Below are 13563 nucleotides of genomic sequence, written 5' to 3' on the forward strand. Positions count from 1 at the left end.
CGAGCTGACTGGATCCATTATGGTAATTCCGCTGAGTACCGTCTCCCGCCGGAGACTGACAGTGCTGATTTCATTTATTCTGACCGGTATCCCGCAGGCAGCTTATCCGGATAATCAGGATGTTGAATTTAATACTGATATTCTTGATGTAAACGATAAACAGAATATTGATCTGTCCGATTTTTCCCGTGCCGGTTATATCATGCCCGGCACCTACGACTTTTTTATCCGGGTGAATAACAGTGAGTTACCTGATATTTACCCGGTCTCTTATATTGTGCCGCCGGATGATCCGAAAGGCAGTGACGCCTGTTTATCCCCGGAACTGATGGCGCAGGCCGGGCTGAAACCGGAGTGGACAGAGCGTCTGCGCTGGTGGAATGACGGCAAATGTCTGGATACCGCGTCACTGCCCGGCATGTCGGTGTCACCGAAACTGGCGGACAGCGAGCTTATCCTGACACTGCCGCAGGCCTATCTGGAATATACCGCCGCCAACTGGGATCCGCCTTCCCGCTGGGATGAGGGGATTTCCGGCGTGCTGTTTGATTACAACGTGAACGCCGGTATTAATGACCCGGCACACGGCAAACAGACACAGCAGGTCACCGGGAACGGGACTGCCGGGGCAAACCTCGGTGTCTGGCGTATCCGTGCCGACTGGCAGGCAAATCTCCGCCACACAACCGGTTCCGGGGATCGCTCCGAACATAACTGGACATGGAGCCAGACCTATCTCTACCGGGCGGTTGCCTCATTACAGGCAAAACTGACGATGGGGGAAACTTTCTCGCGCTCGGATATTTTCGACAACTTCCGCTATATCGGGGTCAATCTGGCCACCGATGACAACATGCTGCCGCCGAATCTGCGCGGCTACGCCCCGGAAGTGACGGGGGTGGCGAAAACTAATGCCAAAATTACCGTCAGTCAGCAGGGCCGGGTGATTTATGAAACCCTGGTCGCGCCGGGGCCGTTCCGTATTCAGGATATTAATGATGCGGTCAGCGGCAAACTGGATGTCCGGGTGGAGGAGCAGGATGGCTCTGTACAGTCATTTCAGATGGATACCGCCAGCATTCCTTACCTGACCCGCCCGGGCCGGGTGCAGTACAAACTCGCCGCGGGACAGCCGTCCGAAATCGGCCGCCACGGAAAAGGCCCTGTTTTTGGTATGGGGGAATTCTCGTGGGGGATCAGTAACGGCTGGTCATTATACGGCGGCTCCCTCGTTGCCGGGGACTATAACGCAGTTTCTCTTGGTGTTGGTCGTGACTTGATGGCCTTCGGGGCCATCTCTTTTGATGCCACCCAATCTTTTGCCCGTCTGCCGCAGGAAGACAAACAGTATCGCGGCGGCTCATACCGCCTGAGTTACTCCAAACGGTTTGAGGAGCTGGACAGCCAGGTCACCTTCGCCGGATACCGTTTCTCCGAACGCGACTTTATGAGCATGAATCAGTATCTGGATCGCCGCTACAGCGATAACCACGCGGATAACAATAAAGAGCTGTACACCATCATGTTCAGCAAGCAGTTCCCGGATATCGGGCTGAGCACTTATCTGAACTACAGCCACCAGACTTACTGGAACCGGCCGGATAACGACAACTATAACCTGTCGCTGGCGAAGTACATGGATATCGGCAGTTATAAGAACATCAATATCAGCTTATCCGCTTACCGCAATAAATATCAGGATAAGAATGATGACGGAGTGTATCTCAATATCAGCATGCCGCTGGGGGATCGGGCCACGGTCAGCTACAACAGCATGATCAACCGTCACGGTAATTCTCATAACGTCAGTTATTACGATCGTCCGGATGATAATAACAGTTACCGCCTCGGTACCGGTCTGAGCAGCAACGGCAAAGCCTCCGTTGACGGCTATTACATGCACTACGCCGACAGCGCGCTGGTCACTGCCAGTGCCGGACATATTGACGGGGAATATACCTCAGCATCGCTCTCGCTTCAGGGCGGGGTGACGATGACACCGCAGGGCGGGGCATTCCACCGCATCAATATGCCGGGCAGCGCCCGTCTGCTGGTGGATACCGGCGGCGTGGCTGATGTACCGGTCAGAAGCACCGGGGCACTCAGCTATACCAACCGCTTCGGGAAAGCCGTTCTGCCGGATATGAATAATTACTTCCGCAACAGTGCGGCTATCGATATCAACAAACTGCCGGAAAATGCAGAGGCGCGTCGCTCTGTTCAGCAACTGACGCTGACAGAAGGCGCCATCGGCTACCGTCAGTTTGATGTGCTGTCAGGACAAAAAGCCATGGCCACTATCCGTCTGGCGGATGGCAGTGAGCCGCCGTTCGGTGCCGTGGTGACCTCGGCGGATAACCGTGAACTGGGGATCGTCAATGACGGCGGACAGGTGTATCTCAGCGGTATCAACAGCGGGGATATTCTGACGCTGCGGCGCGGCAATGAGGCTGCGTGCCGGATGACGGTGCCGGAACTTGCACCGGGACAGGCGCTGTACACCCTGTTGCTGACCTGCGGCGCAGAGCCGCAATCCGTCCCGGAAAAACCGCAGCCGGTTGCGCTGCCGTCTTCCCCGCCGCCGGCTGACCGCCCGCAGCAGGGGAAATGGCTGAATATCACAGGCCGGGCAGACCCGGCACCTTCCACACGTAACGAAATGAGTGATTCATTATGATGTCAGTTAAACAAACCCGTCTCTCTGTTCTGGCCGTTGCCGCTGTATTGCTGGCCTCAGCACAGTCGCACGCGGCTATCGCGCTGGACAGAACCCGTGTCATTTTCAACGGGGCAGAGAAATCTGTCAGCCTGAATGTCAGCAATCTGAATAAAGAGCTGCCGTATCTGGCGCAGGGATGGATTGAGGATCAGAACGGAGAAAAAATTTCGTCGCCGCTGGTGGTTCTGCCGCCGGTGCAGCGTATTGAGCCGGGTGATAAAAGTCAGGTAAAAATTCAGGCGTTACCGGCGATCGCTGCACTGCCGCAGGACAGGGAAAGTGTCTTCTATTTCAATCTGCGGGAAATTCCGCCGCGCAGTAACCGGCAGAATGTCCTGCAAATCGCCCTGCAGACCCGTATCAAACTGTTTTACCGCCCGGAAGCTATCTATGCCTCACAAACGGACCTGACTAATCCGTGGCAGGAAAAAATCATCCTGACGCGCCGTGGTGATCATTATGTAGTCAATAACCCGACCGCGTATTACGTGACGATTGTGGATGCGCTCAGCGGGCTGGGCGGCAAAAGCCTGAACGGGTTCTCCCCGCTGATGGTGGCACCGAAAAGTCAGGGCACACTCGGCCTCAGTGCAACCGCTCTCGGCAGTGCGCCGGTGCTGAGTTATATCAACGACTACGGTGGCCGCCCGCAGTTGCAGTTCAGTTGCAGCGGCGCAGAGTGCCGTGTGACAAAAACGGCTGCCGGTAACTGAGAAGACAGGGGATAAACCATGGATGAGCGGATCAGAAAACAGCGTTTCCTCCGGCGGATACTGGCGGTTGTGCTCTGTATCTCTGCGGGAAGTGCTGCAGCACTGCCGGAACGGGTGGCCGGTATCCGGGGCGTGCCCGGGATCACCTATATCACTATCCGCGGCAATGTGATTGCGCCGCCGCCGTGTGTCATCAACAACGGCAATACCATCCTGGTGGATTTCGGGGAGGTGATGAGCACCCGTATTGACGGCCAGCGCTACAAACAGCCGGTCAATTACACGGCGGAGTGCACAAAGATGCCGACCAATGCCATGACTCTTGCTATCACCGGCAATACCGCCGGATTTGATGCCGGATTACTGCAGACTGAAATCGCCGGGCTGGGAGTGCGCATGCTTTATCAGGGGCGGCAGCTCAATCCCGGTGAGAAAGTGAAATTTACTTATCCGGTCTTTCCGGCGCTGGAAGCGGTGCCTGTCCGTGATATGACGGCGGTGCTGACCGGCGGGGATTTCTCGGCGGTGGCAACACTGGAACTGGATTATCAGTAAGGAGCCTGACCATGGCAAAACATTACCGGCGGTTACTGATGCTGCTGCTGTGTGCCGCAGCGGGCAGCGCAGCCGCCCCGAATATGAAGCTGTTTGGTACGTTGCTGGTACCGCCCGCCTGTACGATCAGTGACAACGGCGTAATCGATGTGTTTTTCGGTGACAACGTCGGCGTGCATAAAGTGGATGGCGTCAATTACACCCGGGCGGTTAATTACACCCTGGTGTGTGAGGACAATATCAAGGGCTGGGATCTGGGATTATCGGTCACCGGCCCGGTCAGCGGGTTTGATGATGCAGCTTTACAGACCAACATCCCCGACCTGGCGATTCACCTGACACAAAACGGAAAGCCGTTCACGCTCAACAAACGCATTGCGGTATCACCGGATAATCCGCCGGTGATTCAGGCGGTGCCGGTAAAACGGCCGGGCAGCACACTGCCGGAAGGTGCATTTGATGTGACCGCCACTCTGCTGGCGGAATATCAGTAGGAGCAATGCAATGAATGAAACAGTAAGGCGCTTTTTTATCAGTACCTGCGGTGTGTTTCTGTTATCTCTGCCGGGAGCGGATGCCGGGGCTGTCCCTGACAACCTGTATTTTCACGGCACGCTGGTGGATGAACCCTGCACGATACATCCGGGGGATGAAACCGTGGAACTGCCGTTCGGCAATATCCCTGATAAAAACCTGTACGCCTATCAGCGGACACCCTCAAAGGATTTCCGGATCCGGCTCTCGGAGTGTGACACCTCCATCGGCAAGCGGGTGACGGTGATGTTTGCCGGGGATGAGAACCCGTTTATCAGCGGCGCACTGGCCATCAGCCCCGGCAGTCAGGCGGAAGGCATTGCGGTCGGGCTGGAAAATGCGGACGGCACGGCGCTGGCGGTCAATGAGGTGTCACCGCAGATCACGCTGAATGACGGACTGACACTGCTGAACTTCCGCGCCTATGTACAGGGAGAGCCGGATGCGCTGGCAAACAAAACCATTAAACGCGGGCCTTTCAGTGCCATTGCGACATTTCATCTCAATTATGACTGACGGGTAACTGAGGCTCGCTATGAACAGATTTGTGAAAATAATTGCGGCGGTTGCGCTGCTCTGGTCCGCTTCGGCGGCGGCATCCATCTTCTCTTATATTACGGAGTCATCAGGGAAACCGACGAATGCCATTTACACCTACATTATCGAGCGCTGGGATCCGGAAGATCCCTCTGTCCCCAATCCCTGCTACGGCTGGTCTGTCTGCTGGATCAATATCAACCACAAACATGATGTGGATGGTTCGCCGGGCCAGTCCACCAAATCGATTGTCCGTGTGGAAAAGCTGAGAACACTGGCGGAAGTGCGGGATGCGGTTTTGAACAATATTTCGCTGCCGTATAACGGCACGGCGAAGCATGTCGGCCCGGCGCTGAATTCCAATCAGGAGTGCGTGGGGCTGTTTTATGAATCTGAATCAGGCGGCTGGTCGAAAAACGGACGTCTGCTGCCGGGATCATTATGCGGTATCGCGCCGCCGCCGGTGGGCGCCTGTGAAGTGACCAGCGGCTCTGTGATCCTGGATTACGGGGATATTGATGAAGTCAGTCTGCCGGATGCGGCGCGCAACAAAAGCATCACCGTCACCTGTAACCTGGATATGAATATCCTCGTGATCGCCTCCGGTTCTGACAGCGGCCGTGTCCCGCTGCGCCCGGATAACAGCCTGTACGCGGATCTTTATCTTAACGGCAATCCGGGAGAACAGGGGGCACCCATTCATGTCCCGGCCGGCGGTGCGACGCAGGTGGATGTGAAATCAGTACTGAAAGTGAACGGACGGGTTGCGCCGGGCGCTTTCGAAGGTTCCGGCTCCATTATTCTGGTTATGCCGTAATTTCTTATTTTCTCTTACAGTGCTGCGGAGACCGGCAGCACTGTGAGCCCGCAGTGAGACTGAAATATGATTACAGAAGATACTGATTTAACCGTTAATAAATCTGTCGGCTACCGGATCTTCCGCAAACGGAAAGAGCTGGGCTGGTCCGGCAGCCGCCTGGCCGACCATCTCGGGATCAGCCAGCAGCAGTTCTCGCGTTATGAGCGGGGATGCAGTCAGATTAATGTCAGCCTGCTGGTCAGGGCGGCGGAAGTTTTACAGACACCGGTCAGCTGGTTTTTCGCTGACTGTCCGGAAGCGCGTTCATACCGGGAGTGCTTCCGGGGAAAAGCGGATATTTATACAGCGGAATCGGTTCCGGAGTATGGATTGTCCGCACCCTCCCGGTACAAAAGGAAACCGGATGAAGGAAAACAAACGTAAACACCTGATGCAGTCTGAGGTGGAGAAAATGATGGCGGCAGCGGAAAACGGCCGTGATCCGGAGCGGAACACTTGCCTGCTGTGGATGTGTTTTGTCCACGGCTTCCGCGTCAGTGAACTGGGGCAACTGAGTTTATCGGACATGGATGTTGCCGCCGATAATCTCTATATAAGACGACTTAAAAACGGCCTCTCTACCACCCATCCCCTGAGCCGTACAGAAAAAAATCTGCTTACCCGCTGGCTTAACTGCCGCTCCCGTTATCCCCGTGCTGCTGAAAACCACTGGCTGTTTTTATCCCGTAAAGGCGGACATCTTTCGCGGTCACGTATTTACCGGATCTTAAAATCACTGGGGGAAATGGCAGGGCTGCCGGTACCGGTTCATCCGCATATGCTGCGTCACGCCTGCGGTTATGCGCTGGCCGATAAAGGTGCGGATACCCGGCTGATTCAGGATTATCTCGGACACCGCAACATTCAGCATACTGTACTGTACACCGCAGCAAATTCGGGGCGCTTCCGCGGATTATGGGACTAGAATAATGTAACATAATAAACCAAAGTGTCGCTATATTATTTCTTGTTTATTTGATGGGCAATATTTAAATTTAAAATATATCAAAATAAGTTCAAAACTCCGTCAAAATCCCGGATCGTCTTTTTTTTAATCACATTCGGTTTGTTTATCACGCAAAAAATGCCTGTTTTTTATCCTGTGCGGAATCTTCTTAACGATTCGTGCTGACCGGTTCTGACGTAAAATCGCAATATCCCGTCTTTTTTCCGGCCCGTTTCGCCTCCCTTTCTTTTTGGTCTCTGCCAAATCAATTTTTGCCACCCGGTAAATTTATACATTTCAGCGTGATACACAAAACGCAACATTTTGGTTTATTTCGTTGCGTCACGGGGATGAGACGTGACCATCCGGAACGGGCGCTGATGACGAAATAAACCGGATAACCGGCCGGATCATAGATCCGCTGACGGTGAAATGTTGCAGGCAGTTCCGGAACTGCATCAAAAACGTACAAAAGCAAATTATTGCTTATATATGCCATATGTCGGCATTTTTATCTAAAAACGAGTAGATCAGGAATTTTGATATGAGTATGAAAAAAGTGGTTCTCGCACTGGCAGTTTCTTCCGCAATGGCTATGACTGCGCAGGCAGCAAATCAGGGCGGCGGCACAATCAAATTCAACGGTGAAGTGATTGATGCAGCCTGTTCCATCGATGCAAACAGCCTGAAACAGACCGTTGAATTGGGCAGCGTGGCAAAAGTGCAACTGGCGAAGGGCGGTAAATCCACTCCGGTTGATTTCACTATCCAGTTACACAACTGCGATATCACCGACAAAACCACCACAACCGTCACCTTTAAAGGTGTTGCGGGCGGCGCTGCGGCAGACGGCCTGGATAAAGCCTTTGGCGTCAGCGGCCCGGCGACCGGTGCAATGGGTGTGGTCGTAACGGATGCGGGCGGTAACGTCATCGCACCGGGGGCAGCATCATCTGCATTTACCTTAAACGAAGGTGATAACACGCTGAACTTCAAAGCGTATATGCAGGGTGCAACAACCGCTGACACCGTTGCACCGGGTGCTTTCACCGCAACAGCTGACTTCCTGATGGACTATCAGTAATCGGGGTCAGTGTACTTACCCGTACCGGAGATCCGGTACGGGGATCCGGCGGAGAGCAAAAGTGAAGGCAAACATATTCGGTACCGGGCTGCTGGCAGTCTGCCTGACCGCTTCTGCGGCAGAAGGCGGACAGCAGAGCGGGCAGGTCTGGTTACAGGGATTTGTACTGGATTCTTCCTGCACCATCAATATGCAGGATCAGTATCAACGGATTGAAATACCACAGGTTGCCGCAACCGGGTTATATCAGCGCGGATACAGTTCAGCCTTTGCTTTTGCTGTCCGCCTGGAAAACTGCCTGTTGTCAGCGGATGACAAAAATCTGCGGATAACCTTTACCGGCCCGGCGGACAGCAACGGATTGTTTGCCGTCAGCGGGGAGGCGGAAGGCGTCGGGATTCAGCTTAGTCAGGGAGATGGTTCGGTGATTATGCCGGGAAAAGCAGTGGCGCTCCCGGATATACCACAGACAAAAAATATCACACTGAACTACCGGTTACGGCTGATTGCTGATCGCAAATCTCTGAAAACAGGGGCATACCGGTCGACCGTTAATTTTAACCTGGATTATCTGTGATGAAAGCCAATGTAATTCCGTCAGGCCGCAGAATACCGCTGCCGGCGGTGCGGTTAAAACCGCTGACATTTATGATCCTGCTCTCTCTGTTTTCTGCGGCGGTACAGGCGGAGGACATGACGGAATTCAATACTGAGGTATTGGATCTGAATGAGCGCGGACAGATTGATTTATCACAGTTTTCTCAGGCCGGTTATGTGATGCCGGGAACCTATTCCCTGGCACTGAAAATCAATAACAGCATGCTGGCAGAGCGGCAGATCCGTTTTCTGGCCCCGGATAATGATCCGCAGGGCAGTATGGCCTGTATTACCCCGGAGATGAGCGAAGAGCTGGGGTTAACCTCACCGGCAAAAGGACAGCTGACCTGGTGGCACAACGGAGAGTGCGCGGATCCGGCCTCACTGCCGGGGATGACTCTGCGGGCGGATTTTGCCGCCGGGGCACTGCGTGTCAGTCTGCCGCAGGCTTATCTGGAATATACCGCAGAGAACTGGGATCCGCCGTCACGCTGGGATGAGGGTATTGCCGGTTTTATCCTCGATTACAACCTGAACGGACAACTGACAAAACAACGCGAAGCCGGACACAGTAACCGGCAGGAACTCAGCGGTAACGGTACCACCGGGCTGAATGCCGGTGCCTGGCGTTTGCGTGCGGACTGGCAGGGACGCTACTCGCGCACCAATCACGAGTCTGATCAGAGCTGGGACTGGAACCGGTTTTATGCGTACCGCGCCATTGCGCCGCTGCGGGCAAAATTAACCCTGGGGGAAAATTATCTCACCTCCGGCATGTTCGATAGCTTTCGCTATACCGGTGTGGCTCTGGACACGGATGACATGATGCTGCCGCCGAATCTGCGCGGCTATGCACCGGAAGTCGCCGGTGTGGCGAAAACCAATGCGCGGGTCACCGTGAAACAGCAGGGACGGGTGATTTATGAAACCACCGTTGCTGCCGGGCCGTTTCAGATCCGGGATTTAAGCAATGCACTGTCCGGTAAACTGGACGTGGAAGTGGCGGAGCAGGACGGCACAGTACAGACCTTTCAGGTGGATGCGGCGAGTGTGCCGTATCTGACCCGGCCGGGACTGGTGCGGTACAAAGTGGCGCTCGGTAAGCCCTCGGAATATGACCACCGTGTCAAAGGGCCGGAGTTTATCAGCAGTGAGTTTTCATGGGGGGTCAGTAACGGCTGGTCAGTTTACGGCGGCGGCTTATTTGCCGGGAAATACACAGCGGTTTCTGCCGGTATCGGCCGTGATCTGCTGATGCTGGGTGCATTGTCTGCTGATATCACGCAATCCCGCGCGTCACTGCCGGGCGGTGAAACCAAAAAAGGCGGCTCTTACCGGCTGAGTTATTCCAAACGGTTTGATGCCACCAACAGCCAGGTCACCTTTGCCGGATACCGGTTTTCAGAGCGGGATTTTATGACGATGTCGCAGTATCTGAATGCCCGTTATCACAATTCAGCGGTAACGGGGAACGGCAAAGAGATGTACACCATGACATTCAGCCAGACGCTGAGTTCGCTGAATACCAATGTGTATCTGAATTTTAACCACCAGACTTACTGGGATCGCCCGGCAAGTGACAACTGGAATATTTCCACCTCCCATTATTTCGATATCGGGCAGGTGAAAAACATCAGCCTGAACTTATCAGCTTACCGCAACCGCCACGAAGACGGACGCGATGACGGGATGTATATCGGGTTGTCTGTGCCGTGGGGAGAAAGCGGCAGCATGGGCTACAGCGGACAGTTCAGTAAAGGACAAAACAGTCACTCGGTGGATTACAGTGATCGTATTAACGATCGGACAAATTACCGTATCACCGCAGGGATGAGCAGTGATCACCGCACTATCGGTAACGGTTATCTGGACTATCGCGGGGACAAAGCGGAAGTCACCGCCACCGCCGGATTTGAAGGTGAGCGTTACAGTGCAGCCGGGCTTTCGGTACGCGGCGGATTTACCGCCACAACAGAAGGCGCGGCACTGCACCGCAGCGGTGTGATGGGCGGAACACGGATGCTGGTGGATACCGGCGGTGTGGCGGATGTTCCTGTCCGTGGCGGCGGCGGAGAAACCACCACCAATATCTTCGGTAAAGCGGTTGTCAGCGATATCAGTAACTATTACCGCAGCAGTGTGAATGTGGATCTGAATCAGCTGGGTGAAAACGCCGAAGCGACCCGTTCCGTGGTGCAGGGCACGCTGACGGAAGGGGCTATCGGATACCGCCGCTTCGGTATTGTCTCCGGACAGAAAGCGATGGCGGTACTCAGTCTGGCTGACGATGATGTTCCGCCGTTCGGTGCAGTGGTTCAGAACAGGGAGAATATCCAGACCGGGATGGTCAGTGAAGACGGCATGGTCTGGCTCTCCGGTATCAATCCGGAAGAGACAATGCAGGTATCGTGGGGCGGGGAAGTGCAGTGTGAAATCCGTTTTCCGGAAACGATTCCGGCCGGGAATCTGCTGCTGCCGTGTGTCTCTGCGACGAAGAAAATGCCTGAAAAATCAGTGACAACAGAAGAAACACCCCGCTGGCTGACAGAGTCTGATGCGGGGAACAGAAGAGAGAGTAAGCAATGAAAAATCAATACCATCGTTTCACTTCACGATGCCTTCCGGCTCTGACACTGGCTGCCATTCTGGCGGCCCCGGCGGGGAATGCGGCAATCGCACTGGACAGAACCCGTGTCATTTTAAACGGTAGTGAACGTGCTGAAAGTGTTGAGATTTCTAATCAGAATAAAGAATTGCCGTATCTGGCGCAGGCATGGATTGAAGATGCGCAGGGTAACAAAATCAAAGATCCGCTGGTGGCACTGCCGCCAATCCAGCGGGTGGAAGCCGGTGAGAAAAGCCAGGTAAAAATTCAGCCGACAGCCGGAATGAAGATGCTGGCGCAGGATAAAGAGAGTCTTTATTACTTTAATCTGCGGGAAATTCCGCCGAAAACGGATAAAGCCAACACATTGCAGATTGCCTTACAGACCCGTATCAAACTGTTTTATCGTCCGGCGGGCTTAGTGGTGGCGCAGAATGCAAAACCGTGGCAGGAGAATATCACGCTGACACGTCAGGGAAATTCTTACACGGTGAATAATCCGACACCGTATTACGTCACGATCTCCTCGGCATCGGCAGCTTATAAAGGAAAAGATATCACCGGTTTCAATGCATTAATGATTGCACCAAACAGCAGTGAAGTGCTCGGCGGCAGTGCTGCGTCACTGGGGAGTACGCCGGTACTGGGTTACATCAATGATTACGGTGGTCGTCCGAAGATGATTTTTGCCTGTCAGAGCAATACCTGCCGGGTGAGTGAAGTCAAACCGGGCTGATGTGCAGCCGCAGACCAGGAGCAGAAAACGTGAAAATATCCGTTTCGTATATGACTGTGCTGTGTTCCGGTTTGCTGATGTGTTCAGCGGCATACAGTGCGGACGTTGAAGTAAAAGGACAACTGGTGTTTGAACCGTGCACCTTATCGCAGGCGAGTGAAAATATCTCGCTGCCGTTCGGCACAATAGTCAAAAACTATTTTTATACCGCAGACCGGACACCGCCGGAGCCGTTCACGATTGAACTGATTAATTGTGATACCGGGATTGGCAAAGAGGCGTTTGTGACCTTTCGTGGTGCGGAAAGCAGCGCGTTACCGGGTTTACTGTTGCCGGATAACGGCACATTACCGGGATTGGCGATCGGCATTGAAACGCCGGAGGGCAAACCACTGCCGCTGAATAAAACCAGCCCGGTATATGCCCTGAGTAACGGCACAACCACACTGAATTTTCAGGGCTATGTACAGGCAGAGCCGGATGCGGTGAAGGACAAAACCCTGACGACAGGTGTGCTGTCAGCGACAGCCACATTTGAAATTTCATATCCGTAGTCTGCCCGGCAGATCACAGACAGGACTGTATTATGACATTCCCGAGATGTGCGCACGCGTTATTACTGGCCGGGCTGTTATCAGCCGCAGTGAGTCCGTCCGCACTTTCCGCACCGCGTAAAGCCGGTGATGAGAGCCGGATGAAAATCAATATTTCCGGTTCAGTCATCGCCACCGGGCGGTGCACGTTTAAAAACTCATCACCGCAGGTGATTGAATTCGGTGATATCCGTTACTCCTCTGTTTCCGGAGTGAATAATCTGAGCGGCAGTTACAAACAGCCGCTCAGCAGTGAAATGACATGCAGCGGCGATACGGCAGGGAATACCCATTTCCGGCTGGAGTCAAAAAACGGCGCGCCGGTTACTGACGGTCATTCTCAGTTACTGCCGGTGAATATCGGCAATGACAGAACACCGAATCTGGGTATCCGCTTGCTGGTCAACGGCAAGCCGCAGGATGTGAATACAGATTTTGTGATAGATATTCAGCACTTACCTGTGCTTGAAACCGAACTGATTCAGTTGCATCCGGATGATACTGTCTGGATGAACGGCCAGTCGTTTTATTCTCATGCCACATTAATTATGAGCTTTAATTAGCAGGGGGAATGGAGAAATGATCAAAATACTACCCTTTATCTTATCCCCGCTGTTGTTATTTACCGCGCTTTCAGCGCAGGCGGCACAGATCGGGGATCAGTCAGTGATCCGTTTCGGCGGCACATTAAGGGCAATGACGATTTGCCGTGTCAATAATGACCGGATGATTACCGCTGATTTTAAAAACGTCGGTATCAATAAGCTGGACACGGAAGTCTACAGCCTGCCGCTCAGTTACACACTGGACTGTCCCGGTATTAATCCGGCCAATACCTTACGGATGATCTTTATGACATCCCGCCCGTCCGTGTCTGATCCGTCGGCGATTGAAAGTGATGTCAGTGGTTTGCTGGTGAAAATCCTGAAAGACGGGCAGCCGCTTGAATTAAATAAATTTTTCACAATTGCTGATATTACACAGCAGCCAAAGCTGGAAGCTCAGCTGGTGAAAGTACCGGGCGCGGATTTAACACAATCCCCGTTCCGGGCCACCGGTACGCTGGTGGCGGAGTATCTGTAGGA

At 53.8% G+C, this 13563-nt stretch carries 15 protein-coding genes; all 15 read left to right on the top strand.

The annotated features are described in order from the left end of the window. Positions 1 to 19: 19 nt before the first annotated feature. Entirely contained in the window at positions 20 to 2677 is a 2658-nt protein-coding gene (locus AB7038_RS04230) for an outer membrane usher protein (RefSeq protein WP_369452822.1), read from the top strand. Then, positions 2674 to 3432, top strand: a complete 759-nt coding sequence (locus AB7038_RS04235) for a fimbria/pilus periplasmic chaperone (RefSeq protein WP_368889892.1) — start codon at positions 2674 to 2676, stop codon at positions 3430 to 3432. Before AB7038_RS04230 ends, AB7038_RS04235 begins: the two co-directional genes overlap by 4 nt. 18 nt (positions 3433 to 3450) lie before the next feature. After that, on the top strand, positions 3451 to 3987 hold the full coding sequence (locus tag AB7038_RS04240) for a fimbrial protein (RefSeq protein WP_072869071.1): 537 nt from the start codon (positions 3451 to 3453) through the stop codon (positions 3985 to 3987). A gap of 11 nt (positions 3988 to 3998) precedes the next feature. Next, entirely contained in the window at positions 3999 to 4481 is a 483-nt protein-coding gene (locus AB7038_RS04245; RefSeq protein WP_024474421.1) for a fimbrial protein, read from the top strand. A gap of 10 nt (positions 4482 to 4491) precedes the next feature. Then, on the top strand, positions 4492 to 5037 hold the full coding sequence (locus tag AB7038_RS04250; RefSeq protein WP_153641655.1) for a fimbrial protein: 546 nt from the start codon (positions 4492 to 4494) through the stop codon (positions 5035 to 5037). Positions 5038 to 5056: 19 nt separating this feature from the next. After that, complete coding sequence (locus tag AB7038_RS04255; protein WP_368889893.1) at positions 5057 to 5875, top strand: MrpH family fimbial adhesin; 819 nt, start codon at positions 5057 to 5059, stop codon at positions 5873 to 5875. Positions 5876 to 5941: 66 nt separating this feature from the next. After that, positions 5942 to 6301, top strand: coding sequence for a helix-turn-helix domain-containing protein (locus AB7038_RS04260; RefSeq protein ID WP_004234910.1), 360 nt, complete (start codon positions 5942 to 5944; stop codon positions 6299 to 6301). After that, positions 6282 to 6842, top strand: a complete 561-nt coding sequence (locus AB7038_RS04265; RefSeq protein ID WP_368889894.1) for a tyrosine-type DNA invertase — start codon at positions 6282 to 6284, stop codon at positions 6840 to 6842. Before AB7038_RS04260 ends, AB7038_RS04265 begins: the two co-directional genes overlap by 20 nt. A 565-nt stretch (positions 6843 to 7407) precedes the next feature. After that, positions 7408 to 7947, top strand: coding sequence for a fimbrial protein (locus AB7038_RS04270; protein WP_368889895.1), 540 nt, complete (start codon positions 7408 to 7410; stop codon positions 7945 to 7947). A gap of 61 nt (positions 7948 to 8008) precedes the next feature. Beyond that, positions 8009 to 8524, top strand: coding sequence for a fimbrial protein (locus tag AB7038_RS04275; protein WP_349419041.1), 516 nt, complete (start codon positions 8009 to 8011; stop codon positions 8522 to 8524). After that, positions 8524 to 11130 (top strand): outer membrane usher protein, encoded by a 2607-nt coding sequence (locus tag AB7038_RS04280; protein WP_369452823.1) that lies wholly within the window; start codon positions 8524 to 8526, stop codon positions 11128 to 11130. The genes AB7038_RS04275 and AB7038_RS04280 overlap by 1 nt, the downstream gene beginning before the upstream one ends. Next, positions 11127 to 11885, top strand: coding sequence for a fimbria/pilus periplasmic chaperone (locus AB7038_RS04285; RefSeq protein ID WP_368889897.1), 759 nt, complete (start codon positions 11127 to 11129; stop codon positions 11883 to 11885). Before AB7038_RS04280 ends, AB7038_RS04285 begins: the two co-directional genes overlap by 4 nt. Positions 11886 to 11914: 29 nt before the next feature. Further along, on the top strand, positions 11915 to 12439 hold the full coding sequence (locus AB7038_RS04290; RefSeq protein ID WP_369452824.1) for a fimbrial protein: 525 nt from the start codon (positions 11915 to 11917) through the stop codon (positions 12437 to 12439). 32 nt (positions 12440 to 12471) lie between these two features. Then, positions 12472 to 13041, top strand: a complete 570-nt coding sequence (locus AB7038_RS04295) for a fimbrial protein (RefSeq protein WP_369452825.1) — start codon at positions 12472 to 12474, stop codon at positions 13039 to 13041. A 16-nt stretch (positions 13042 to 13057) separates the two neighbouring features. After that, positions 13058 to 13561 carry a fimbrial protein gene (locus tag AB7038_RS04300; RefSeq protein WP_369452826.1) on the top strand — a complete coding sequence of 168 codons (504 nt, stop codon included), beginning with the start codon at positions 13058 to 13060 and terminating at the stop codon, positions 13559 to 13561. The last annotated feature ends 2 nt before the right edge of the window (positions 13562 to 13563 follow it).

The organism is Morganella morganii (assembly GCF_041099235.1).
In the GTDB taxonomy this organism is placed as follows: Bacteria; Pseudomonadota; Gammaproteobacteria; order Enterobacterales; family Enterobacteriaceae; genus Morganella; species Morganella morganii_E.